Source organism: Priestia sp. SIMBA_032, from assembly GCF_046535215.1.
GTDB lineage: Bacteria > Bacillota > Bacilli > Bacillales > Bacillaceae_H > Priestia > Priestia aryabhattai.
Window position 1 is genome coordinate 91,196 of sequence record NZ_JAWRXD010000003.1, and the last position, 23,371, is coordinate 114,566.

25 protein-coding genes are annotated in these 23,371 nt (G+C 36.5%); 13 read left to right on the forward strand and 12 right to left on the reverse strand.

Features of this window, described 5'->3' with window-relative positions; all coding sequences use genetic code 11:
* Positions 1 to 32: 32 nt before the first annotated feature.
* Positions 33 to 1,043 carry a DUF3231 family protein gene (locus SB717_RS10615; RefSeq protein ID WP_410903675.1) on the reverse strand — a complete coding sequence of 337 codons (1,011 nt, stop codon included), beginning with the start codon at positions 1,041 to 1,043 and terminating at the stop codon, positions 33 to 35.
* Positions 1,044 to 1,364: 321 nt separating this feature from the next.
* Here SB717_RS10615 and SB717_RS10620 point away from each other — a divergent pair, with 321 nt between their 5' ends.
* A complete protein-coding gene (locus tag SB717_RS10620) occupies positions 1,365 to 2,447 on the forward strand; it encodes a tyrosine-type recombinase/integrase (RefSeq protein WP_410903676.1) in 1,083 nt (360 codons plus the stop codon).
* 142 nt (positions 2,448 to 2,589) lie between these two features.
* On the forward strand, positions 2,590 to 3,024 hold the full coding sequence (locus SB717_RS10625; RefSeq protein ID WP_013083346.1) for a hypothetical protein: 435 nt from the start codon (positions 2,590 to 2,592) through the stop codon (positions 3,022 to 3,024).
* Between the two features lie 36 nt (positions 3,025 to 3,060).
* Here SB717_RS10625 and SB717_RS10630 read toward each other — a convergent pair whose 3' ends face one another.
* Positions 3,061 to 3,513, reverse strand: coding sequence for a MarR family winged helix-turn-helix transcriptional regulator (locus SB717_RS10630; protein ID WP_060745525.1), 453 nt, complete (start codon positions 3,511 to 3,513; stop codon positions 3,061 to 3,063).
* Between the two features lie 198 nt (positions 3,514 to 3,711).
* On the opposite strand from SB717_RS10630, the gene SB717_RS10635 reads away from it, so the two are divergent.
* Together SB717_RS10635 and SB717_RS10640 are read left to right on the forward strand one after the other, a co-directional pair.
* Positions 3,712 to 4,500, forward strand: coding sequence for an HAD family hydrolase (locus SB717_RS10635; protein ID WP_029714917.1), 789 nt, complete (start codon positions 3,712 to 3,714; stop codon positions 4,498 to 4,500).
* Between the two features lie 422 nt (positions 4,501 to 4,922).
* Positions 4,923 to 5,432, forward strand: a complete 510-nt coding sequence (locus tag SB717_RS10640; RefSeq protein WP_410903677.1) for a hypothetical protein — start codon at positions 4,923 to 4,925, stop codon at positions 5,430 to 5,432.
* 78 nt (positions 5,433 to 5,510) lie between these two features.
* Here the strand turns inward: SB717_RS10640 and SB717_RS10645 are convergent, their stop codons facing one another.
* From SB717_RS10645 to SB717_RS10655, 3 genes are all read right to left on the reverse strand, one after another.
* Positions 5,511 to 6,791: an Nramp family divalent metal transporter gene (locus SB717_RS10645; RefSeq protein ID WP_029714919.1), complete on the reverse strand. Its 1,281-nt coding sequence runs from the start codon at positions 6,789 to 6,791 to the stop codon at positions 5,511 to 5,513.
* Positions 6,792 to 6,947: 156 nt separating this feature from the next.
* On the reverse strand, positions 6,948 to 7,877 hold the full coding sequence (locus SB717_RS10650; RefSeq protein WP_410903678.1) for a PD-(D/E)XK nuclease family protein: 930 nt from the start codon (positions 7,875 to 7,877) through the stop codon (positions 6,948 to 6,950).
* A gap of 408 nt (positions 7,878 to 8,285) precedes the next feature.
* Complete coding sequence (locus tag SB717_RS10655; protein WP_029714921.1) at positions 8,286 to 8,780, reverse strand: hypothetical protein; 495 nt, start codon at positions 8,778 to 8,780, stop codon at positions 8,286 to 8,288.
* A 416-nt stretch (positions 8,781 to 9,196) separates the two neighbouring features.
* Between SB717_RS10655 and SB717_RS10660 the strand changes: the two genes are divergently transcribed.
* Positions 9,197 to 9,697 (forward strand): GNAT family N-acetyltransferase, encoded by a 501-nt coding sequence (locus SB717_RS10660; RefSeq protein ID WP_025751765.1) that lies wholly within the window; start codon positions 9,197 to 9,199, stop codon positions 9,695 to 9,697.
* Between the two features lie 34 nt (positions 9,698 to 9,731).
* On the opposite strand, the gene uraH is transcribed toward SB717_RS10660, so the two are convergent.
* Genes uraH through SB717_RS10675 form a run of 3 tightly spaced genes read right to left on the reverse strand, consistent with a single transcriptional unit; the run spans position 9,732 to position 11,947 of the window.
* On the reverse strand, positions 9,732 to 10,088 hold the full coding sequence (gene uraH, locus SB717_RS10665) for a hydroxyisourate hydrolase (protein ID WP_410903679.1): 357 nt from the start codon (positions 10,086 to 10,088) through the stop codon (positions 9,732 to 9,734).
* Positions 10,085 to 10,612: a 2-oxo-4-hydroxy-4-carboxy-5-ureidoimidazoline decarboxylase gene (gene uraD / locus SB717_RS10670; RefSeq protein WP_410903680.1), complete on the reverse strand. Its 528-nt coding sequence runs from the start codon at positions 10,610 to 10,612 to the stop codon at positions 10,085 to 10,087. The genes uraH and uraD overlap by 4 nt, the downstream gene beginning before the upstream one ends.
* A gap of 12 nt (positions 10,613 to 10,624) precedes the next feature.
* The gene (locus SB717_RS10675; protein WP_410903681.1) at positions 10,625 to 11,947 is read right to left on the reverse strand and encodes a nucleobase:cation symporter-2 family protein; all 1,323 of its coding nucleotides are present in this window, start codon (positions 11,945 to 11,947) and stop codon (positions 10,625 to 10,627) included.
* A 270-nt stretch (positions 11,948 to 12,217) separates the two neighbouring features.
* On the opposite strand from SB717_RS10675, the gene SB717_RS10680 reads away from it, so the two are divergent.
* From SB717_RS10680 to SB717_RS10700, 5 genes are all read left to right on the forward strand, one after another.
* Positions 12,218 to 12,805 (forward strand): lysophospholipid acyltransferase family protein, encoded by a 588-nt coding sequence (locus SB717_RS10680; RefSeq protein ID WP_410903682.1) that lies wholly within the window; start codon positions 12,218 to 12,220, stop codon positions 12,803 to 12,805.
* 20 nt (positions 12,806 to 12,825) lie between these two features.
* A complete protein-coding gene (locus tag SB717_RS10685) occupies positions 12,826 to 13,311 on the forward strand; it encodes a hypothetical protein (RefSeq protein ID WP_028413188.1) in 486 nt (161 codons plus the stop codon).
* Positions 13,312 to 13,530: 219 nt separating this feature from the next.
* Positions 13,531 to 14,604 (forward strand): branched-chain amino acid aminotransferase, encoded by a 1,074-nt coding sequence (locus tag SB717_RS10690; protein WP_410903683.1) that lies wholly within the window; start codon positions 13,531 to 13,533, stop codon positions 14,602 to 14,604.
* 588 nt (positions 14,605 to 15,192) lie between these two features.
* Entirely contained in the window at positions 15,193 to 15,474 is a 282-nt protein-coding gene (locus tag SB717_RS10695) for a hypothetical protein (protein WP_410903684.1), read from the forward strand.
* A gap of 412 nt (positions 15,475 to 15,886) precedes the next feature.
* On the forward strand, positions 15,887 to 16,813 hold the full coding sequence (locus SB717_RS10700) for a manganese-dependent inorganic pyrophosphatase (protein WP_014459925.1): 927 nt from the start codon (positions 15,887 to 15,889) through the stop codon (positions 16,811 to 16,813).
* A gap of 18 nt (positions 16,814 to 16,831) precedes the next feature.
* On the opposite strand, the gene SB717_RS10705 is transcribed toward SB717_RS10700, so the two are convergent.
* On the reverse strand, positions 16,832 to 17,776 hold the full coding sequence (locus tag SB717_RS10705) for an alpha/beta hydrolase (RefSeq protein ID WP_029715017.1): 945 nt from the start codon (positions 17,774 to 17,776) through the stop codon (positions 16,832 to 16,834).
* 225 nt (positions 17,777 to 18,001) lie between these two features.
* Here SB717_RS10705 and ilvD point away from each other — a divergent pair, with 225 nt between their 5' ends.
* Complete coding sequence (gene ilvD, locus SB717_RS10710; RefSeq protein WP_013083330.1) at positions 18,002 to 19,678, forward strand: dihydroxy-acid dehydratase; 1,677 nt, start codon at positions 18,002 to 18,004, stop codon at positions 19,676 to 19,678.
* Positions 19,679 to 19,744: 66 nt separating this feature from the next.
* On the opposite strand, the gene SB717_RS10715 is transcribed toward ilvD, so the two are convergent.
* Positions 19,745 to 20,173, reverse strand: a complete 429-nt coding sequence (locus SB717_RS10715; protein WP_410903685.1) for a GNAT family N-acetyltransferase — start codon at positions 20,171 to 20,173, stop codon at positions 19,745 to 19,747.
* Positions 20,174 to 20,537: 364 nt separating this feature from the next.
* Between SB717_RS10715 and SB717_RS10720 the strand changes: the two genes are divergently transcribed.
* Entirely contained in the window at positions 20,538 to 21,326 is a 789-nt protein-coding gene (locus SB717_RS10720; protein WP_251533527.1) for a DUF4240 domain-containing protein, read from the forward strand.
* Positions 21,327 to 21,373: 47 nt separating this feature from the next.
* Here the strand turns inward: SB717_RS10720 and SB717_RS10725 are convergent, their stop codons facing one another.
* Complete coding sequence (locus SB717_RS10725) at positions 21,374 to 22,351, reverse strand: DMT family transporter (protein WP_074681022.1); 978 nt, start codon at positions 22,349 to 22,351, stop codon at positions 21,374 to 21,376.
* 100 nt (positions 22,352 to 22,451) lie between these two features.
* Between SB717_RS10725 and SB717_RS10730 the strand changes: the two genes are divergently transcribed.
* Positions 22,452 to 23,009, forward strand: a complete 558-nt coding sequence (locus tag SB717_RS10730; protein ID WP_013057203.1) for a helix-turn-helix domain-containing protein — start codon at positions 22,452 to 22,454, stop codon at positions 23,007 to 23,009.
* A gap of 44 nt (positions 23,010 to 23,053) precedes the next feature.
* Here the strand turns inward: SB717_RS10730 and SB717_RS10735 are convergent, their stop codons facing one another.
* Positions 23,054 to 23,338, reverse strand: a complete 285-nt coding sequence (locus SB717_RS10735) for a hypothetical protein (protein WP_028408390.1) — start codon at positions 23,336 to 23,338, stop codon at positions 23,054 to 23,056.
* Between the last annotated feature and the right edge of the window lie 33 nt (positions 23,339 to 23,371).

Consider the following 23,371-nt stretch of genomic DNA (forward strand, 5'->3'; position numbering starts at 1 on the left):
TGGTTTTTATTTACAGATAAGTTCGCAGGATATCAAGATAATTCTTTCCGATCATCGGCTTGTGGCAGTTTTTCTATCCATCCTTTTTTGATCATTATTCGCCCAAAAAAGGAGATCGTTTTTAAATCCCTTAAAATAGAAGCATCGCAATGTCCGGCTACATCTATTCTCATACTAGTTATCATAGCCGCAGCATAATATGTAGTAGCCAAATGAAACAAAAATCCTGCATGAAACACCATTAGTTTATCAGAAAAAAGGGCTACATCAGAATTTGTAATTTCAACATCCAATAAGCGCGGAGACTGCAGATTTTCTTCTTGAAGTAATGAAGAAAAAATATTTATATTTTTACTGGCTGTATGCAGACATTCATCCCTAAAGTTATGGATATCTTTATCGTTGGTTACCTGTTTAAAGCCATTCACAAGCGCTTTAGCTGCAATACTCTTTTTTAAGTTAAAATAAATGTTTCCAGCTTCCATTGAGTTCAACTGTCTTTTATCTCCGAATAGGTCCATAACATATCCCCATTCTGTAATTGATTGACCTCTGTCTGTTTTAGAAAAGTAGGGAGATCGTTGATAAATACCTTTTGATATAAGAATTTCAATAGATTTATTATAAAGATCCATCGCATCAATATTGCATTGATAATAATGGTCACGGATATCTTTGCGTGCTGAAACACTAAAAGATATACTATATCCAGCTAATCCATGCATAGTCATTTCGTGTATATATACTAACCAAAAGGTGTCCGTAAACAAAGGAGGAGCATCTAGATTTACATCTTTATCAGTAAAGCCAATCGGCAAATCTAATTTTTCAGCTTTAAAAATATCTCTAAGCACGTACAAATGTTTTTCAGCCAGTTTTAAAGTAAATTCAAAAAGAGAATAAACCTCAGGATCTTTAACCTTTGCTAACACATATTTACTAATGCAAACAGACATGGTGTCTTGGATGTATTGTGTCCATAAGCTTGTAATTTCTGATGACGTCAATCTACTTTTCTGATTTTCCAAATTCGGTACATCCAATTATTACCTAAACTCCTACTAGTGTTCCCAAAACATTGCTGTCTAACACAATCAAAATACTTTAGTTAACTAACGCAAGATAACTCTTCCTTATCAAGCGTTCATATGATAAAGTAGAGAAATATGCGGAAAATAGAATTATTTTTTACATATAATGGATATTTAAATCAAAATCTTAAAAAATAAGCTTTCTAAATTGAGTTTTGAGAGGTTTTTCAAAACTTCTAATGATATTTATCACGAGTTTAAAAAAGTTCGTTATATTTAATTCTGGATCGTTTTAAAAGCATATCTTTATTTTCGATAATTAGGAGGGGTAAAATGGAAGAATTTGAATTGTCGCCTGTAAAAAATTCGTTTCGTCAGCTTAAAGAGCAGTGGGAAGAGGCAGAGCTGTTGGATGAAGATAACAACTTGAATTTAAAGCACGTTTCAGATGAAGAATTTATTCAGCTCTTTTTTTCGATGCGTATTATCAAAAAATCACTTTCTCCTCATACGATTAGATCTTACAATCAAGACATGAAAACAATTCTGTCTTTTTTCTACGAACGAGAGATTACATTAAAATCGATTGGATTTATGGAAGTCAAATTATTTAATGAAGAAATGATGAATCAATATGCAAATCGAACTGCTGCAAGAAAACTAGAATTTTTTAGAAGAATGCTAGAGTTTGGACACGCTACTCATTTTTATCCTTCGCTGTATACGACGTGGATTGAAAAACCATCTATTGCAAAAGGGCATTACAGCGACAAGGAAAAACAAAATCGCACCGAGTACCGAGAGCTAACCGATCGCGAAGCCCAAGTAATTGTAAATGCGTTAGAATCCGTCGTGCGCATTCGCCAGCATGAAAAGGAATACAAAGCGCGCAACCGCTTAATGGGAATGCTTTTGTATATGAGTGGAATGCGTTCAAGTGAACTGCTGAGTTTAAATTGGGGAAGCTTCCGAGAAGACCGCCGCGGAAATTTGGTTGTAGATGTGATTGGTAAAGGGAAAAAAGAACGCACGATCCCTGTGTTTGATGATGTGAAAGAAACGCTTTTCGCTTATCGGCAAGCGTTAAATGAAAGCACTGGACTAAGTCCTTTTGATACCGAACCGCTTTTTTACTCCATTAAAGAATACTATCGTACCGGCGAAAAAAAACGATTATCCTATACAACTTTGTATCGAACGATTAAATCAGCTGTTTATAAAGTAAAAGGAAACGCATCTATTTCTCCTCATTGGTTTCGTCATACCTTTATTACAAACAGTTTAGCTAATGACGTTCCGCTTGCGGTTGTGAAGCAAGTAGTGGGGCATTCTTCTATTGCTACAACGAACGTTTATCTTGAAAAACTTCAAGAGGATACGGTATACGACGCTTTTCGGAAATCGGGCTATCGCTAATTACTTATAATATTTTTATGTAAACTAAAAACAAATATATTTTCATTTTTACTGCTTATGCGTATGAAATAAGTTGGATAAATGAATAAGTTACTTTTCCTACAATATAATGGTAGAAAGTCGATAAAGGAGGGAGCTACCTATGACGGCTAAACATCCGCTTCACTACCATTTCGGAGAAGTAACGGAGCTTTTTCATTACATATATGAAGTTTGTGAAACAGCAGGTATTTATATTGACTGGAGCGGAACAGCCCAAACCGTTCAGCTATACCGAAGCAAAGAGTCTTTTTTATCGGGAGAACGCTATATCGGAGCTATTCAGTATGAAGGAAGCAATCAGTTTCAAAAAAGGTGGCCTTCTACTGTCAGCTTGAGATTTCGACGTGCGAACTTGTCGTTTATTTTAAAATATTGTTTAGAACAAATTGAAGACTACCGCAAAGATACGAACAAAGAACCCTTCATTAATCCAAACGCAGAATCCATCGCTTTTAAATTCACCTCTTTAACAGATGAAACCAAACAAGTGATTTCAAAAATTAAAGAAGTACTATGCATCGCCAACTACGTATAAAACCCCGCAGAATTTTACCTGTGGGGTTTTGGGTATTTAACGCAGGTCTTCTGCGTCTTGAAGCAATTGTTCGGCGCGGAATTCAAGTTTTTGTAAAGTGTCGGTATAAATTTTCACCTGCTGCTCGTTTAGCTGGGATGTTAATTCGGAAAATACCTGTTCTACAGCAGGCGTCACTTCTGTTTTTAAACGCAGGCCGTCTTCTGTTATTTGAATAAAAAACGAGCGGCGATCTTCTGGGTTTCTAACACGCTGAATCCAATTTTGTTTTTCTAGTAAATCTAAAATTTTAGTCAGCGTCGCTTGATCTTTATCTGCTCGCTCAGCTAATTGCTTCTGCGTACTATATTCAGCTTCTGATACGCGTTTTAAAACGGTCCACTGTTCTGGCGTAATTCCAAAAGGACGCAAGCGTGCGGCAACCACTCTGCTTAAGCGCTTACTTGTACGAACTGTGGGAATGCCGAATATTTCTTCTAACGATTCCATATAAAACCTCCTGCATACATACCTGCTGTGATTATATCAGCTCTTTTAATTTCTGTAAATTTGTTTGTAAAGGTGACGACTTATAAAAATAAATTTGTAGAATAAATTGCAAATACACTAGACTTATTGTGTGTATCCTTGTAATCTAGTGTAAGAATAGTTAAACTTTTTCAAAAACAGTAGGGGGTACACACATCCATGATTAAGGCGGTATTTTTCGACTTAGATGACACGCTACTTTGGGATCAAAAAAGCGTAAAAGAAGCATTCGTTGCAACATGTACATATGCAAGTGAGAAATATAATCTGAAACCTGAAGAACTAGAAGAAGCAGTGCGTAAGGAAGCAAGAGAATTATATGCTTCGTATGAAACCTATGAATTTACGCAAATGATCGGCATTAATCCGTTTGAAGGATTATGGGGGGATTTTTTAGACGATCATGATGAATTCCGCAAAATGAAAGATATTGTTCCTACTTATCGCAAAGAAGCATGGACTCGAGGTCTTCGTGCCCTAGGAATTCACGATGATGCTTTTGGAGCGGAACTAGCCGAGCGTTTTCCGTTAGAGCGCCGCAAAACACCTTTTGTGTACGAAGAAACGTTTGAAGTGCTTGATCAATTAAAAGGAAAGTACAAGCTGCTGCTGTTAACAAACGGTTCACCTGACTTACAAAATACCAAATTAGACATTACATCAGAACTGGTTCCATATTTTGATGAGATTGTGATTTCAGGGGCATTTGGTCGCGGTAAGCCGGATCCGTCTATTTTCGATCATGCTTTATCACTTATGGATTTAAAGAAAGATGAAGCAATTATGGTTGGAGATAATTTAATGACAGATATCTTGGGTTCTTCTCGTGTTGGAATGAAATCTGTATGGATTAATCGTCATGATAAAGAGCGAAATGAAGTCATTCCTACTTACGAAATTACCCATTTAAGTGAACTGCATTCAATTTTAGATGAACTAAATTCATAATACAAACAAAAAAGAGGCGTAAATCGTCTCTTTTTTGTTATAAAAATAAGTACAGAAGTCTCTGCAGGTTCTATATCCGTTCAAAATCCCCCTGACTTCAGTCAAGATTATTAATTACATACAGAAAAAAACGCCTGTCTTTTGTTTTATAGAAAAAGAAGGCGTTTTTTTGTAAAACCATCTTGTTTGTCATAGAAAGAGCAAACCATACTAAAACCCCTGAATAAAAAGAAGGAATATACAAGGGAAGCGGAGCAAACGATAGACACAAAAAGAAAAAGAGAATAGATATAAAGCGCGTTAGTGTAGTCAAGTTCAAAAAGAACGTGTATCATTGTAACTGCTGGTAACAAAAGATAGACATAGAATATAAATAAAAAGTTATGAGAAAGGAAAAGGTGCGTACATCACGTTAAAGACATATGAACAATAAACATACAAAAACAACTACTGAATTTAGTAATAAAAAAATAAACATGCATTTAAATAGAAAGCTATCAGCCGCTATTATAGCTGCGTTTCTTTTTACTTTACTTTTTTGTTTTATGCCAGGTATAAAAGAGTCAATTCCCAATTTTTCTATAAAAAAAACCAATCCGCATTTCATTGATTTATTTCCTTTATACCTTTTATTTTTTACACCCTTCTTTTTAATAATGGGTACGTTAGGCACGGTTATCGTTGATTTATTAGTCAGTGCTTTTGTGAAAGACCGTAGTAAAAAAATTGATTTAATCATGTCATTCATATTTCACGCCATTTTTGGGTTATTAATGTTTGAATTCGGAATGATGGGCGTCATTCTTATTTTTATTGTTGATCGCATTCTTTCAATCCGTAAAGAAAACTATTCTTATTTATATCCACTGGGTTGCTTAGTACTGTCGGCTATTATTGGAACTCTTGTCTATTTCATTTCTACTATCGTTTAATAAAAAAGAGGCCCAATTGTTAGACTATATCTAACTTTTTAGGGTCTCTTTTTTGTTTTTTCTTGAAAGTTTGATTTACTATGCGAACGTTTGATAAATCAAAAAGATATTTAAACAAATGACTAATGCAGCTATCACCCAAGCTACAGCCGTTGTAGCTTTATGATTAACCAATCCGCCCATGATTTTTTTGTTGCTTGTAAACATGATAAGAGGAACGAGCGCAAAGGCAATTCCGAACGATAAAATAACTTGACTGACAACTAGTGCACTTGTTGGATTTACGCCAAGTCCGATAATCAAAAGCGGCGGAATAATTGTAATGAACCGGCGAAGATATAAAGGAATTCTGCGTTTAATAAATCCTTGCATGATGACATCTCCAGACATTGTTCCGACCGAAGAACTTGAAAGTCCTGAAGATAATAATCCAACTCCGAACGCAATAGCTGCAAAGGGACCAATTAAATGTTCAAATTGTGTAAAAGCCACGTCCAAATCTTGCACGTTTAGTCCGTTTTTAAAGAATAGAGCGGCTGCGACAATCAGCATGCTTGCATTAATTGCACCAGCAATAATCATGGCAATCACAATATCAATAAATTCAAAGCGGAAAATCGCTTTTTTCTCCGATTCTGTAGTTCCTACCACGCGGCGCTGCGTAAGAGCTGAGTGCAAATAAATCGCATGTGGCATAACTGTAGCACCTAAAATTCCAGAGGCTAACAGCACGCTGTCTGTTCCGTGAAATTGAGGGACAAATAGGCCGTGGACAACACTTGCGCCGTCTGGATGCGCAAGAAACATTTGAGTCCCAAAAGCTAATACCACAATAAAAACCATCGCCGCAATAGCTGCTTCTAGCAGTCGAACACCTCGTCTTTGTAACTCTAAAATAGCAAAAGAACCTACCGCTGCGATAAGTGCAGCAGGGAACAAAGGAATATGAAATAATAAATAAATTCCAAGAGCAGCCCCAATAAATTCTGCTAAATCCGTCGCCATAATGACCAGTTCTCCTTGTATCCAAAGCCCAAAAGAAACGAAGGACGGAAAGTGTTCCTGTGCTATCTCGGGTAAATTCAAGCCCGTTGCAATCCCTAATTTAGCTGATAACGATTGAATTAGGACAGCCATTAAATTAGAAATTAATACAACCCAAAGCAGCATGTATCCATATTGAGAGCCTGCTGCAATGTTAGTAGCAAAATTACCTGGATCAATATAAGCAACCGCTGCGATAAAAGCAGGACCTAAGAAAGGCAATAATCGCTTAATTCCTTTTGTTTTACCCGACAATACGTCTTGAGCACTTAGCTGCATAGCTGATAATGCTTTACTGCCGTTTTGATCTTTCATGTCTAGTGCTCCTTTCTTTGATGAACAATAAATAGCCCAAGCTAATTTTTTTATATGAAGTATAAAATGTTTCCTTAATGCAAATTATATGCTAGCAAAGGTTCTTTTGACAATAAAAAAGTTCAATAAAAAATATAGACAATTTCCACGTGATTTTTATCCCGTTTGGCACAATTCTTTAAAGACACAGCTGTGACAGGAGGCAGCCGTATCCGCTTGAGGGAAATGCTCAAGCGAAAGAGGCTGATTTACCTCTGAGTGTTCCAAAAAAGCTTTCATATAGTCAATGCTTGTATTAACTTGTCGAAGAACAGCTTCAATTTGGTGAAGAGTAAGCTGATACGTACGCGCACTGCCTGAAAGCAAATATTCGTTTCGGACTTTTATTCGATCAACGGAAATATTATATTCAGCTAGCACGTAGAGAGCGTATATCGCCAGTTGAAACAAATCATCTTTTGTTTGTTTACTTGTTTTCCAATCAACAATCGTAAATTCGTCTGTAATTGGATTTTTAAAAAGAGAATGAAAAGGCGCATATACTTTATGATCATACACATTTATAGAACGAAACGACTGATGAGGCTCTACTTCTAAAGAAGGTGAGGATACGATGTCGCAAAACGATTTACTTTGTAAAAAGTTATGCACACAAATGTGTACCCGCTTTTGCATGTCTTTAAGATCTTTTTTAGAAATATAGCCGTTTTCGTAGAATTCTAAAAGCATCTTATACTGAGCAGGCTTATGATACCAAAGCTCTCCATAGTCAGTGGAATCACGCAGTGCGTTATTTAGTAGCTGCTGCACTTTCTCGACTAAGTTTTGTTCACTCGGGACAAGCTGTGTAGATGTATAGTCAGAAATAGCCTCTGTAATCACTTGACGGACGGCTTGTCCTACGTACATAGATAAAGTAGAAACTTTTTTTAATCGATAAGCGCTTTGAGACTGTGCAGAAGCGCTGTCAAGCCATCCGTTATGTGAGACATAATAATGATATGCATACTTTCGTTTGCACTGTGTAATCATTTTATGCCTGGAGTACGACCATGAAAATTCAGGGAAATCAGTGATTTGAAACAAGCTATTCACATCCTTTTTCAAAAACTGCGCATAGGTTGGTCTATTAGTGTATTCGTACATGAATTAAAATAGACTAAAAATGTAGAAAGTGAATAGCTACGCATGCATATTATTTTGTGGATTCTCGCGAAATATGTATAAATAGAAAAAACTATTTAAAAATTGATTGCTTTTTTCTGCTGCTAGTGTTATATTAATAAAGCGATGAGCTAATTTGTGTAAGTCGAAGGATATGCTTTCGAGCTAAACGTGTGAATGTGGTCACACGGTCCCCGCCACAAACGCATCAAAGACGTCCTGCGTGGACGTCTTTTTCATTTTATAAAAAAAGAGAGCATATTGCTCTCTTTTTTTATAACTTTTTGATCCCTTTTATCATTTTTCCTCTTTTATTTACTGCAACCAAACTTACTGTATTTGCACATTTGCCGCATATTGTATTGTTCCTCTTGTAGAGTTAATCACAATATCTACAACGTAAAAACCTTGATTTTTAGGAATCTTAAATTCATTATTTTTGACAAACAGCTTGGTTTTTTCGCCGTTATTTTTCCATATATGCACACTCATACCACGAATATAAGCGCCGTCTAGGTTGGAAAAATGGAGCTTAACCAATTGTTGCTGCTTCAATGGGATGCTTTTTTGCTGCGATATGTATGTATATAAATCATATACATTTATTTCTTTTTTTGTTGTTGAACGGCCGTTTGACCAGTTGATAGAACCTTTGTGAAGGTGATAGGTATGTTCGTTGACCGCAAGCGCAGCTTCAGGTTTGTTTTGATCGTATTCTTCCTCTAGAAAGAAAGCGCTGTTCTTAAGTAAAAGTAAGAAGAACACCATAACAGCTCCTAGACCGCTTAAGACATATACACCACGTTTTGCGGATTGTACTTTCATAATAATTTCCTTTCACAGACCTATAATTAAGGAGGATAGGTACATAAAATTTCCACTTTTTCTATTCTAAACGATTACAAATAAAATTACATTTATTGCTTTCTTTCTTCACAAAAAACAGGATAATAGTCATATGTTTGCTATAAAATATCTCCTTAAATCCAATTCAAACCTATAGAAAAGGAAGGAAAATGGAAATTGAAAGAGGGAATCTAAAAAATTTACAGAAGTTGATAAGTGATTTAAAATTATACAGAGGAAAAAAGTATTTCAAAAAAAGGGAGATTAGTAGGTTTTTTGTTCTACTTCCACTTCTTAAAAAGTCGTATTTTTCGTAAGAAACTGTAAAGCTATATTTTATAAAGGTGAACCAATACATATACAAACAAAAGGGACACAGAAAAAGGGGGATCAGCATGGAAATTAGAGAACTGGAATTACATGATGCTGCAAACTTTGTAGATTTGCTTAAACAGATTGAAGAAGAAAGTAAGTTTATGCTGTTCGAAAGCGGAGAGCGAAAGCTGAGTACAGATCAGCAGGAGAAAAACATCGAAATCTTTAAGCAGCAGCCAAACTCTACGATTATTGTAGCAGAAGAAAGCGAGATGCTTGTGGGATATATAGCTGCAACAGGGGGCGAAGCTAACCGAAACGCTCACATCGCTTCTTTGACATTAGGTATTCGAAAGACGTTTCAAAATCAAGGGATTGGGACGGCTTTAATTGGTGCACTCGAAGAATGGGCGAGAGAACATCATATTCATCGTCTTGAACTGACAGTCGCTATACAGCATGAAAAGGCTCTTTCTTTATATGATAAAGTAGGATTCGAAATTGAAGGAACAAAAAAACATTCACTGCGAATTGGCGGTTTGTTTATTGATGAATACTATATGTCCAAATTGCTCAACTAAAAAAGAAACGACGTTTAAAGACGCCGTTTCTTTTTTAACTACCTCTATAAATTTGGTATCCCCACGGTGACACAAGCAAAGGGACGTGATAATGTTCTTGTTCAGAAGACAATCCGACTCGAACAGAAACCTGATTTAAAAAGGGAGGATTTGTTGTTTGGACCTCTTGTGTTTTATAATATTCCCCAATATGAAACAAAAGTTCATAATCTCCTGATTCAAACGCTTCAGAAGAGAAGAGCGGAGTTGCTAACCTCCCGTCTTCATTTGTAGTACCGTGTGAAATTTTTATTCGTTTACTTTCCGACTGAATATGATAAAAATCAACTTTGACAAAAGCAGCCGGACATCCGTGGGTAAGATCTAAAATATGCGTTGTGATTTTAGTCATGCTCGTTTCTTTGTCTCCTTATCTTCAGTAATTTTATCAGTTAAGCGAAAGAAAGCAATTTTATATACTTCTTCTAACGCTGTATCAAACTCTATTTGCTTGGTATTTAGTAAACGACTTTGCATTGCCTCGTAGACATCTTCTTTTTGTTTACCTCGTACTGCCAAAATAAAAGGAAAAGGAAACTTCTCCATATACCTTCCATTAAGAGAAGAAAACTGTTCATACTCATTTTGTGTTAAGTTTTGTAAGCCTGCCTTGGTTTGTTCTTCAGTAGAAGCAGATGTCATAGCGATATTTTCACCTAGATTTGGATGAGCCTGAAGCAACTTAAGTTGTTTTTCTACAGATGCTTGCGCTACAATTTCTTTCATCTTTCCGTGAAGTTGTTCAACGGAAGAGAAAGGGCGCTTAGAATAAGCCTCTTCTGCCACCCAAGGTGAATGTTCAAATATATCACCAAGTAGTGAAACAAAATGATTCTTGCTAAGCTGATTTACATACTGCACAGATACGTTATTCATACTACGCCACCTTTATTTTATTTCTGAATAATCTGTCTTCTCTAAAGAGACAGAAGGTACTTTTCGTTCAAGCGATGCGTTAAAAAAGAGATTTAATAAAATTGCAGCTAGACTTCCCGTAATAACTCCATCACTTACAATTACGCGCAAAGCACTTGGGAGCTGAGCGAATAAATCAGGTACCACCGTTACGCCAAGGCCGAGTGAAAGAGAGCACGCAATAATCAGCAAATTTTCTTGTTTGGCCAAATCAACAGCACTTAGCATTTTGATGCCTGATGAAATAACTAAACCAAACAACACGACCATTGCTCCTCCTAAAACAGGAGTAGGAATAATAGTTGTAAAAGCAGCTATTTTAGGAACAAGTCCCAGTAGTACGAGAATGAAGCCGGCTACCACCACTACATTTTTTGTTTTTACTTTTGATAATTGAACCAGTCCTACATTCTGAGCGAATGTATTGTAAGGGAAAGCATTAAATAGCCCTCCAAGAACAATGGCGATTCCTTCGGCACGGTAGCCTTTTGTAAAATCTTTTTCCGTTAATTCCCGATCACACAGCTTTCCTAACGCTAAAAATACGCCTGTAGATTCAATAATAATGACCAAGCATACGACGATCATCGTTAAAATGGGCCCAATTTCAAAAGTGGGCATCCCGAAATAAAAAGGAGTGGGAATGTGCAGCCAAGAAGCTTCATTAAAGTTAGTGAAATCAACTTTCCCCATTAATACAGCAGCTATTGTTCCGGCTACAATTCCGATTAATACGGAAAGAGAGCGAAGAAAACCGCTGAAAAATCGATTTAAAATTAAAATAAGCGCTAGAACACCAAAAGAAAGAAGAAGATTAGAAAGAGAACCAAAATCTTTGCTCCCCACTCCTCCTGCCATATTTCGGACAGCGGATGGTACAAGCGATAAACCAATCATCGTCACAACCGTTCCGGTGACAACAGGAGGGAAAAACTTAATAATTTTGCCTAAAAAACTTGCTGCCAGTACGATAAAAATACCACCAGCAATAATCGCTCCGTAAACAGCACTAATTCCATATTGAGTTCCAATTGCAATCATAGGAGTCACCGCTACAAATGAGCTTCCAAGTACAACAGGAAGACCAATTCCAAACCACCTGTTCGTCCAAGCCTGCAGCAGCGTAGCTAGTCCGCATGTCAGTAAATCAATAGCCACGAGATAGGATAAGTCATGGGCATTTAAATTCAATGCGCGTCCCACCATCAACGGAACGAGAATGGCGCCCGCATACATAGCAAGTACGTGCTGTAATCCCAATGAAGCTAGTCGAAACGGTCGATTTTGGTTATTCACCTAAAAACCTCCTTTAATTATATCACATGTAATGTTAATAAATATTACATTTAAAATGATACATTAATAGTAAAATGTTTTTTGATAGATGTCATTAGTCAAGTTGACTAAAAACAGAAGAAACAATATCTGATTTTATACAATGTAGAGAGAAGCAGTGAAGCTATTGTGTAAAAAGATGTTACATTCTTTTTTTAGTATCAACCCTTAATATCAAGTGATATAATTTTTGTATATATTTTCAAATAATAGAGAGAAGAGGAAACATTTATGTATAATGTCGCGGCTCACACATGTAAATTTTTATTGAAAAGGAGAGGGAAGTTTCACGTAAGGAACAGAGAGTATCTGCCAATGGATACAGGCTTTGTGATCGCTTGTTCGCATAAAGGATGGGTAGACGTCGTAGCGCTTGGTACCGCAGTTTTGCCGCACCAAATTCATTTTATGGCAAAAAAGGAGCTATTTAATCATATACTTACTAGTAATGTATTAAAAAAACTTAACGCATTCCCAGTAGATCGTAATAATCCAGGACCCAGCAGCATTAAAACACCTATTAAATTGGCAAAACAAGGACAAATAGTAGGGGTTTTCCCTAACGGCACGCGAACAGAGGAAGACGTTCCTCTGAAAAGAGGGGCAGTCACTATAGCAAGTATGGCAAAGGTTCCTATTGTACCCGCAGTTTACAAAGGACCCGCAAATGTAAAAGAGCTATTTTCAAAGGATCCCATTGTCATTTCCTTTGGAAAGCCTATCTACCTTGCTGAAGGAAAACTGACAAAAGATCGGCTCGCCGACGTGTCAAATCACTTAACAGCTTCGATTCGTGCGTTAGAGGAAACAGAAAAATAACTTCATAGCGGAGGTGCATCATGAAGGATTGGGTACAGAGAAAGCTAAACGATGTGATTAGTGATGATGTGCAGGCAAAAATGAAAGAAAAGATGGCTGAAAGCGGTGTAACCGTTCCTATATCCGCTTCTATGCTAATGCGAATTTTTCAAAAGCAAATGACAAAGCAAGATCAAATTCAGCAATTTTCTATTTCATTTCAAGACTCCTATATTCACGTGAATGGAATTATTAAAAAATTTCTGGTGAGAATTCCATTTTCTATTGTGCTAGAACCTCTTGAAGCAAAAGAACGTACGCTTGTATTCAAAATCCATGAAATGAAACCTCTTAATCAAAATTGGATCAACTATCGAATTTTTCACAAGCCGCCCGTTACTACGTATGAAGAAAAACAAATTCATATCAACCTCAATGAAATTGATAAAGTAAAGGTCATTCCAGTAGGGAAAATCAAACAATTTTCAATACAAGATGAAAAGCTTCGAGTGAAAATTGGTTTATAAATGGTTGTAAATAAAATGTAGAAATAGTTTTTTTAGAAAGAAAACCTTTTCAGTTCAGCACTTAATTCGATTAGGTGCTATTTCTTTATAATTTTTATAAAATTTTTAGAATTTTTCGTCTCTAACTATTGTGACACGCTTCCCTAAAGTTGTACAATGTAACTTATATAGAGGTTTAAGTGAAAAACCCGTAAATATAAAGAGCAAGGAGAAACAACTATGACAACTTATTCAATCGATGTAACACTAAGTCAAACGAAAAAAGAAAAGCCGCAATCTGATCAATTGCAGTTCGGGAAAGTCTTTACGGACCATATGTTCATTATGGATTATACAGAAGGCCAAGGATGGCACGATGCTCGTATTGTACCTTATCAACCTATCACATTAGATCCAGCATCCATGATCTTTCATTACGGGCAGTCTGTTTTTGAAGGACTAAAAGCATATGTAACAAAAAAAGAGCAAGTATTATTATTTAGACCAGATGAGAATTTCAAACGTTTAAATAAATCAAACGATCGTCTTTGTATTCCTCATGTTGACGAAGACTTAGCGCTAGAAGCGTTAAAACAGCTGATTAAAATTGACCGCGAATGGATTCCTACTGCTGAAGGTACATCACTATACATTCGTCCATTTGTCATCGCGACAGAGCCTTACTTAGGAGTAGCGCCATCTGACCGCTACCAATTTATCATTATTCTATCTCCAGTTGGCTCATATTATAAAGAAGGGATTGCTCCTGTAAAAATTGCGGTTGAAAGCGAATTTGTTCGTGCTGTAGCCGGAGGGACAGGGACAGCTAAAACAGGCGGAAACTATGCTTCAAGCTTAAAAGCTCAGCAGCTTTCTGACTCAAAAGGCTATTCACAAGTACTGTGGTTAGATGGAGTTGAACGCAAGTACATTGAAGAAGTAGGAAGCATGAATATTTTCTTCAAAATCGATGGAGAAGTAGTAACGCCATCTGTGAACGGAAGCATTCTAGAAGGAATTACGCGTAAATCCATCATTGAGCTGCTAAAACACTGGGATATGCCTGTAACTGAGCGCCGTATTTCTATGGAAGAAATTAAGCAAGCTTATTCCGAAGGTAAACTAGAAGAGGCGTTTGGAACAGGTACAGCTGCAGTTATTTCTCCAATTGGCGAACTATTTTGGAATAATGAGAAAATGGTCATCAACGGTGGAAACACAGGAGAAGTATCACAAAAACTGTATGACACTCTAACAGGTATTCAAAATGGTACAGTGAAAGATCCATTCGGCTGGGCAGTGGAAGTAGAATAAATTTCGATAATCGAATATCTTTTTACGTAAAAGAAGCGGGACAGCTCCCGCTTCTTTTTTTGTTTGCTGTCGAATAGTCCAAAAGAAATAAGTTATTTTTGAATATTTAGAACTATTTATATACTTTTATTGTAAAATAAAATATAATTATCCTTATAAAAGCAATACGTTGTCTGTAGTGAAATTCACAGCATTACTTATTCGTTATAAGGGGGAGAACAAAATGCTTTTTTTATCACATGATGAAAAAATTAAACAGCTGGCTTCACACTTAGCTGAACGACTCGAATGAGAATTAAACCAAGAAACCTCATATGAACAAATGCACGTGCTCATCGGCTATTTGTTTGCTTCTCATTTAATCGAGCACCGTCCTACTGGTTATTACGTAAGGTCTCAATACCCTGAGCAGCTAAAAGATTTATATGAAACTTTACACGTCCATCAATAAATTATCTCTTCCTCTTTTGTCCTATATCGTGTAGAATTTTAGAAAATATATGATTTTCTAGTTAATGGCAGAGCTAGGATATATCGTGGTGTGGCATTTACCTTTAAATGATTAAGTAATGGCTTTAGAGGTGAATAATGTTAGCGCAGATCAAAGAAATGAGTTTAGATAAAAATCGTCGTAATCCACATTACCGCGTGTTGTTGCAGTGTCCAGACGGGAGTGAACTATTCATTCACTTTAATTATACATACCGATCAAAAATATATTGGTCAAGAGATGTATATTACAACAATGTTCATAAAAAATCTCAGCTTGCTTGGTATACCCAAAGCGTAGAGGAAATGACTGCTCAGCAGTTTCTTGAAGAGCTAGGAACTAAAGTAAATGAACATTTCAACTTTACACTGCGACGATAACCAAAAAAGCGCCCTTTAACAAGGGGGCTTTTTTGGTTGGTTATTTTATATAATTAAAGACAAAATAATACATTTTCTCTTTAATAATAGTCATTTTTTCCTTACTTTTTTTTATCAAAATTGGCGAGATACTCCGTTTAAGTTATCTATCTAGTGATGAAGAGACGGGTTGTGTTTTATCGCTAACTTTTATATAATGAACGTACAAAACCCTCTATTTATATCGGAAATAGAGGTGTTTTTACTATGAAAAAGATACAAAATGGCAAAATATCTGCGGATGAACATCATTTTTCGCAAAAAAATTAAAATAATGTAAAAGTTTATGTTAAAATGGCAATGTTGCGTGAACGAATTAACTAAATTTACGCAAGAATGCTATTTACATACGTAAGAAGGAGAGAGATTTAAGATGGCAAAGACGTTAATTTTTGGACATAAAAATCCTGACACAGATACAATCTGTTCTGCAATTGCATACGCTGATTTAAAGAATAAATTAGGTGTAGACGCTGAACCAATTCGATTAGGCGATATTAACGGTGAAACGCAATTTGCTCTTGAAAAGTTCAACGCTGAACTACCACGTTTCGTTGATGAAGTATCTAAAGAAACAAATGAAGTTATTTTAGTGGACCACAACGAACGCCAACAAAGTGCAAACGATATTGATCAAGTTCGTGTACTTGAAGTAATTGATCATCACCGTATTGCTAACTTTGAAACAGCAGATCCTTTATACTATCGTGCAGAGCCAGTTGGATGTACGGCAACAATCTTAAACAAGATGTATAAAGAAAACGGCGTAGAAATCGAACCTAACATAGCAGGTCTTATGCTATCAGCTATCATTTCTGATTCTTTATTATTCAAATCACCAACTTGTACAGACCAAGACGTTGCAGCTGCTAAAGAATTAGCGGAAATTGCAGGCGTAGATGCAGAAGAGTACGGATTAGCAATGCTGAAAGCTGGAGCTGACTTAGGCGATAAAACAGCTTCACAATTAATTTCATTAGATGCTAAAGAATTCAGCATGGGTACAAGCAAAGTAGAAATTGCACAAGTGAATGCAATTGACGTAAATGACGTTTTAGTACGCAAAGTGGAACTAGAAGAAGCTATTACTAAAACAATCGAAGAAAAAGGATTACAATTATTCCTTTTAGTTGTTACAGATATTTTAAACAGCAACTCTACTGCATTAGCATTAGGTTCTGCTGCTTCAAAAGTAGAAGAAGCGTACAACGTAACGCTTGAAAACAATACAGCGGTCTTAGAAGGCGTTGTATCACGTAAGAAACAAGTAGTACCTGTATTAACATCTGTATTTGCTTAATAAAAAAACGGTTCGTGTCTACACACGAACCGTTTTTTTGTCTATTTGCACGTTAAGCCAATTTAGTATATCTTCTATCACTTCATCTTTATTTAATTCATTTAGCAACTCATGACGGCACTCTTTAAAAAAGCGGTAGCTTATATCCTGCAATCCTGCTTTTTTAAAGTCGTTATATACTTTTAGTACACCTTTTGTATAGCTGCCTACTGGATCTTGTTCTCCAGATATCAAATAAATAGGCAGGTTTAATGGAACTAGCTTTATATTAGCTAAGTTAGAGATTTGTTTGATTCCTGTTAGTAAGTCATAGAAAAAACCTGCTGTGAAAATCCCTCCGCAATAAGGGTCATTTACATATAAATCTACAGCATCATTATCTTGACTTAACCAATCAAAAGGCGTTCGAGCAGGATGAAAGGATTTGTTGTACTGTCCAAAAGAAAGTTTATCAAGCAATGGACTAGCAGATCGTAACCCTTTTCTTTTTTTCTCCATTTTCGCAGCTAATATGCCGCCCCGCAGTGAAAGGGAAGGAATGCTGCCAGTACCTGAGAGCATCGCACCATGAATGTGCTCTGTATCCAATTGAATATATCTTCTCGTCAGAAAAGACCCCATGCTGTGACCGAAAAGAAAGATTGGTAGGCGAGGGTGTTCCGTTGAAATGTGCTTAGTCAAAGCAATCATGTCATAAACTACGGTGTCAAAACCATTTTCTTCAGCAAAAAAACGCTTTTCTTCATCTTTCAAAGCTGTTTGACCGTGGCCGCGGTGATCATTTCCATATACGATGTAGCCATGTTGAGTTAATACATTAGCAAAGTATTCGTAGCGTCCAATATGTTCGGCCATTCCATGGGCTATTTGGACAACACCTTTTGCAGAATGGTTTTCAACTTCCCATTTTTGTGCAAATATTTCTTTTTCTTGATGACCTCTGTAATAAAAGGATTGTTTCATGCTCAGCATCCACCTTCTGTTTTCCTGTAAAATAAGGGATATATGTATATATTATACTAATTTATGCAGGTGATTTTACTATTTTAAAATAAAAAATGATTATTTTGTCATAAACCTTTACAAACCTTTGTGTGATTTGTTAAATTAGTATTTATATTAAAAATTATTAAACAATTTAAAAAGATTTAGTTTTTAATAGGTTAGATGAATACGGAGGGAATTATTGTGGCAGAATTAAGAAGTAACATGATCAAAAAAGGATTCGACAGAGCACCGCACCGCAGCCTACTGCGCGCAGCTGGTGTAAAAGAAGAGGATTTCGGCAAACCGTTTATTGCGGTTGTCAATTCATATATTGATATTGTACCAGGTCATGTTCACTTACAAGAGTTTGGTAAAATCGTAAAAGATGCGATTCGCGAAGCTGGTGGCGTACCTTTTGAAATGAACACTATCGGTGTAGATGACGGTATTGCGATGGGACATATCGGTATGCGTTATTCATTACCAAGTCGTGAAATCATTGCTGACTCAGTTGAAACGGTAGTATCTGCTCACTGGTTTGATGGAATGGTATGTATTCCAAACTGTGATAAAATCACGCCTGGGATGTTAATGGCTTCATTACGTCTGAATATACCGACAGTTTTTGTTAGCGGCGGACCAATGAAGGCTGGCGTAACGAGCGACGGTCGTAAGATTTCTCTTTCTTCAGTATTTGAAGGCGTAGGAGCTCATCAAGCGGGTAAACTTGATGATAAAGGATTGCTTGAATTAGAACAATTCGGCTGTCCGACATGCGGATCTTGTTCAGGAATGTTTACAGCGAACTCAATGAACTGCTTAGCTGAAGCGTTAGGACTTGCTTTACCTGGAAATGGTACAATCTTAGCAGTTGCTCCTGAACGTAGAGAATTTGTTAAAAAATCAGCTAAACAGCTTATGGAATTAATTAAATTAGATTTAAAACCACGTGATATCGTAACAGAAAAAGCAATCGACAACGCATTTGCTTTAGATATGGCGTTAGGTGGTTCTACAAATACAGTTCTTCATACGCTAGCTCTTGCGAATGAAGCTGAAATTGATTATCCGTTAGAGCGTATCAATGAAGTAGCGGAACGCGTGCCTCACTTGGCAAAACTCGCTCCTGCTTCAGATGTATTTATTGAAGACTTACATGAGGCAGGAGGCGTATCGGCTGCTCTAAACGAGCTATCTAAAAAAGAAGGAGCTCTTCATTTAGATACGATGACGGTTACTGGAAAAACGCTAGGCGAAAACATTGCAGGATGCGATGTAAAAGATTATAACGTTATTCATCCAATCGATAAGCCGTTCACAGAAAAAGGCGGACTTGCTGTATTGTTTGGTAACTTAGCTCCAGACGGCGCGATCATTAAAACAGGCGGTGTTCAAGATGGCATTACTCGCCACGAGGGACCGGCAATTGTATTTGAGTCTCAAGACGAGGCGCTGCACGGTATTGCTAACGGAAAAGTAAAAGAAGGACATGTCGTAGTCATTCGTTATGAAGGACCAAAAGGCGGACCGGGAATGCCTGAAATGTTAGCTCCAACTTCTCAAATTATGGGAATGGGACTAGGTGCAAAAGTAGCATTATTAACAGACGGACGCTTCTCTGGCGCTTCACGTGGATTATCAATTGGCCACGCATCTCCAGAAGCTGCTGAAGGCGGACCGCTAGCATTTGTAGAAGATGGTGACCACATCGTGATTGACATTGAAGATCGTTCGATGAATGTTCAAGTTTCTCCAGATGTTTGGGCAGAACGAAAAGCAAACTGGAAAGGCTTTGAGCCAAAAGTGAAAAAAGGCTATCTTGCAAGATATTCTAAACTTGTAACTTCTGCAAGCACAGGCGGAATTATGAAAATCTAATAGCACAAAAAAAGGCTCTCTACGGAGAGCCTTTTTCTTTACTAAAGCAACTGTGCAAAAGAGTTTTTAACACGTAAACTCTTTTTTCATAATAACGTGTGGAATACCGTCTTCCATAAAGACATCAGAAGCAGTCTTATACCCTAATTTATGATAAAAAGGTTCAGCCTGAACTTGACCGTGAAGCTTAGATTGAGTTAATCCTTCTTTTTTCGCTGCTTCTTCTAAGCTGGTGACCACTTCTTTTCCAAGTCCATATTTTCTAAATTCTTTTAATACACATACCCGCTCTATCTTAGCGAAACCGTCTAATATGCGGAATCTTCCAGAAGCAGCTGGTTCGTTGTTATAATAAATCAACATATGTTTTGCCGTTTCTTCATGCTCATCAAATTCATCTTCTAACGGCACTCCTTGTTCTTCAACAAACACTGTTTTACGTATATGAAATACGTCTTCAAGCTGCTCTTTTGCTATAACATGCTTAATTTTCATCGAAAACCCTTCCTTTGCTGCGAATTTATGATTCTTTTTTGTATAATAAAGATATCTAATATAAAAAAGTATAAAGGAAAAACGAAATGTTGTAAATGCAACAAAAATAAACAAATGAAATATTGCGTAAATCATGTTTAATTTCTCGCTGTTTGAACTGTATCAGTAGCATTAAATTTAAATGTTAAGCGCAGTATCATCAAAAAATAGCACTTTAGCTTTTAATAAACTTTAAAAAGAGTTAAAATCAACTGAAACATGTTAAAAAAGCAAAGAAAAGGGATTATGAAGCGTCGTGGCTCTACATAACTTGTAAAAAGAGAAATATTTAAAATAGTAGTGGGATGAAAAAGGGGAATGTATCATGCAAATAACCTTAGTGTATAAAGATGAACAATCGAATAAATTTTGGAAAGTTGAAAGAAGAGACAGCAAGTTAGTCATTCACTTTGGAAAAGTTGATACAGCCGGTCGAATGCAAGTAAAGGAGTTTGCTTCCAAAGAAGCTTGTGAAGCTGAAGCTGAAAAGCTGATTCGTGCAAAATTGAAGAAAGGATATAAGCCTTTAACTTGTTCAATGCAAGTAATGAAAGACAGCACGATGTCAGAGGGTCTCTTTTGGGAACTGATAAAAAAGGCGAAGACAAAATTAGATGTCGACGAGCAAATGGAATGGCTCCGCTCCACGCTAGCAAAGCGTTCTGAAAAGGACATTTTTCGTTTTGATCAGCTATTAAATCAGCATTTTGATCAATCCTATACTTCTTCATTGTGGGCAGCAGCTTATATTGTAATGGGCGGTTGTTCAGATGATTGTTTTGATTATTTTAGAGCTTGGCTTTTATATCAAGGAAAAGACATATATTATAAAGCGATTGAATCTCCTGAGACGATGATTTCTGTGCTTAAACCATTAGAAGCAGAAGGCTATGCTCCTCAATTAGAAGAAATACTTTCTGTAGCGTGTGAAGCTTACGAAGAAAAGACAGGTTTAGATAACGACTATTATTATGATAAATATGACCAGTTTGATCCAGTGTGGTACGATGAGCAAGATTTGGATCTTGATTGGGATGAAGATGATGAGGATGGTTTACAGATGCGATTCCCTGTGCTTTGGAGTCGCTATTGGAACAATCATCTTGAATATTAAAAAAGAGGAGATGAAAACCTTTAAAAAGATTTTCATCTCCTCTTTTTTTATTTTGATAGAGTACGTGAAGGGGCGGCCGAAGACAGTTTTGTTTTTTTGTTTAGCATACTGTTCATAATCATTCCAATTACAATTATCGTCATACCAGCTAACGCAATCCCTGTTGGCATACGTCCATTTAATAAAAACACTTCGCCAAGAACAGTAAAAATCATGCTTCCCGATTGAGTTGCTTCAACCGCTCCAAGCAAACCTAAATTTTCTTTTGCCAAGTCTGTTGCGTAAAAGAACGTCATCGTAGCAATTACACCTGAACTCATCGCTAATATAAAAGCTTGCGAAAACTGAGGAGCTGTTGGCATACCAGTTGTATAAAATCCATATATCGCATAGATGATACTTAGCGGTATACTGCCGATAGCCATACCTAAAACACGTTGAAATGTATCTAATTTCCCTTTGCAAACTTCCATCATTTTTCGATTTCCAAGCGGATATAAAAAAGCAGCCATGACGACAGGGAGAAAACCCAACACAAACTGTGAAAGCGTGATGTTTTCAGCTTCTTTAACTTGCATGAGAATCACACCCGCTAAAATAAACGTTGAAATACCAAGCGTTTTGAGTGGAATGTTTCCCCTTACTTTTTTGTTTCCGTCTGCAGTTTGAATAGTTACATAGAAAAGTGGAGAAATGAGCGCACCTGCCAAGATCGTTACTTGCCACGTTCCAGCTATGAGCCATGACGGTCCAAAAAGTGAAGAAAAACTTAATAATGAATAAAATCCAATTCCTGCAAGAGTTCCCCAGCCTAACCAAGCGAAAGGATGCTTTTTCATTTCCATCCATAATGGTGTAAACTTCTTTTGTACAAGTACTAAAATGAGTAAAATAGGTAGTGCTAATAAAAAACGAAGAGATGCTGTCCAAGCCCAGCTTGTTCCAGATACATTCATGGCACGATTCACAATAAATGTAGCAGAAAAGAACATGGACGAGAGAATCCCCCATAAAATTGCTTTCATAGTTTTTCCTCCTAATTAATAAAAATACCTAAATATATATTATAGTATACTTAGATACAAAAAAAGTGTATCATAATATACAGAAGAAAGGAAGAAAAAAATGCATTCAGAAGAAATGATGAAAAAGGTAGGCAACGAGCTCAGAAAAATAAGAACACAGCGAGAATTCACACTCGATGAATTAGCAGATAGGACGGGAGTCAGCAAACTCACGTTAGGGAAAATTGAAAGAGGGGAGACTAATCCAACCCTAGGAGTAATGTGGAAAATAACAACAGGTTTAAATATCCCTTTAACTAAATTAGTGTCAGTAGAACCTTCAGTGGCTGTATCTAAGTGCGGAGAAGGTTTTTCTCTCAAAGGACCGGACGAAGCGTGGAAAGTAGAATTTATTTTTCAAAATCAGATAGATTCAACTATTGAAATGTACCGAGCCTTTCTTTCTCCTCTCGCTACATATTGTCCCGAACCTCATCATAAAGGATTAATTGAAGTAGCAACGGTAATGGAAGGAAGAATTGAAATGAAAATAGAAGAAGAGCTATACGAGCTAAAACAATTTGACTCTATAAAATTTGAAGGAAGTCATGTACACTCATACAAAAATCTTGAAGAACGTCCCGCTGTTCTGCATTTACTGCTAAAATATGAGGAGTAAAACGGCAGAGCCGCAGTAAAACGAACCATAAAAAATGATTCGTTTTACTGCGGCTCTAATAGCTGTTTATTCATCAGCTTGTTTTGATAGCTAATATATTTTTTTACTTTAATGATACTTAATGAATATTCTTCAATCAAACGGTGGATAGATTGAACCATACATTCTGGGTAATGATGTTTTTTCTGTAAATACACTTTATACTTTCGAATTTGTCTTTCGAAATATAAAATAACTTGTTCAGGCGTTTTTACCAGTAACGATTGCATGTATTCATTTACTTGCGTTTCAAGAAACGAATAGCGATTTGTGATAAAAAATGTCTTCATCTTATTTTCCTCCCTATAGGTTATTGGTACAAA

Bases quoted from the DNA above. Each gene is read 5' to 3' on its own strand.
- uraH (WP_410903679.1), bottom strand. From the start codon at position 10,088: ATGACTAAAATCACAACGCATATTTTAGATCTTACCCACGGATGTCCG.
- SB717_RS10705 (WP_029715017.1), bottom strand. From the start codon at position 17,776: ATGAAACAATCCTTTTATTACAGAGGTCATCAAGAAAAAGAAATATTT.
- SB717_RS10620 (WP_410903676.1), top strand. From the start codon at position 1,365: ATGGAAGAATTTGAATTGTCGCCTGTAAAAAATTCGTTTCGTCAGCTT.
- SB717_RS10660 (WP_025751765.1), top strand. From the start codon at position 9,197: ATGGAAATTAGAGAACTGGAATTACATGATGCTGCAAACTTTGTAGAT.
- SB717_RS10655 (WP_029714921.1), bottom strand. From the start codon at position 8,780: ATGAAAGTACAATCCGCAAAACGTGGTGTATATGTCTTAAGCGGTCTA.
- SB717_RS10680 (WP_410903682.1), top strand. From the start codon at position 12,218: ATGTATAATGTCGCGGCTCACACATGTAAATTTTTATTGAAAAGGAGA.
- SB717_RS10625 (WP_013083346.1), top strand. From the start codon at position 2,590: ATGACGGCTAAACATCCGCTTCACTACCATTTCGGAGAAGTAACGGAG.
- SB717_RS10730 (WP_013057203.1), top strand. From the start codon at position 22,452: ATGCATTCAGAAGAAATGATGAAAAAGGTAGGCAACGAGCTCAGAAAA.
- SB717_RS10735 (WP_028408390.1), bottom strand. From the start codon at position 23,338: ATGAAGACATTTTTTATCACAAATCGCTATTCGTTTCTTGAAACGCAA.
- SB717_RS10695 (WP_410903684.1), top strand. From the start codon at position 15,193: ATGTTAGCGCAGATCAAAGAAATGAGTTTAGATAAAAATCGTCGTAAT.
- SB717_RS10640 (WP_410903677.1), top strand. From the start codon at position 4,923: ATGAACAATAAACATACAAAAACAACTACTGAATTTAGTAATAAAAAA.
- uraD (WP_410903680.1), bottom strand. From the start codon at position 10,612: ATGAATAACGTATCTGTGCAGTATGTAAATCAGCTTAGCAAGAATCAT.
- SB717_RS10720 (WP_251533527.1), top strand. From the start codon at position 20,538: ATGCAAATAACCTTAGTGTATAAAGATGAACAATCGAATAAATTTTGG.
- SB717_RS10700 (WP_014459925.1), top strand. From the start codon at position 15,887: ATGGCAAAGACGTTAATTTTTGGACATAAAAATCCTGACACAGATACA.
- SB717_RS10715 (WP_410903685.1), bottom strand. From the start codon at position 20,173: ATGAAAATTAAGCATGTTATAGCAAAAGAGCAGCTTGAAGACGTATTT.
- SB717_RS10685 (WP_028413188.1), top strand. From the start codon at position 12,826: ATGAAGGATTGGGTACAGAGAAAGCTAAACGATGTGATTAGTGATGAT.
- SB717_RS10635 (WP_029714917.1), top strand. From the start codon at position 3,712: ATGATTAAGGCGGTATTTTTCGACTTAGATGACACGCTACTTTGGGAT.
- SB717_RS10630 (WP_060745525.1), bottom strand. From the start codon at position 3,513: ATGGAATCGTTAGAAGAAATATTCGGCATTCCCACAGTTCGTACAAGT.
- SB717_RS10690 (WP_410903683.1), top strand. From the start codon at position 13,531: ATGACAACTTATTCAATCGATGTAACACTAAGTCAAACGAAAAAAGAA.
- SB717_RS10725 (WP_074681022.1), bottom strand. From the start codon at position 22,351: ATGAAAGCAATTTTATGGGGGATTCTCTCGTCCATGTTCTTTTCTGCT.
- SB717_RS10645 (WP_029714919.1), bottom strand. From the start codon at position 6,791: ATGAAAGATCAAAACGGCAGTAAAGCATTATCAGCTATGCAGCTAAGT.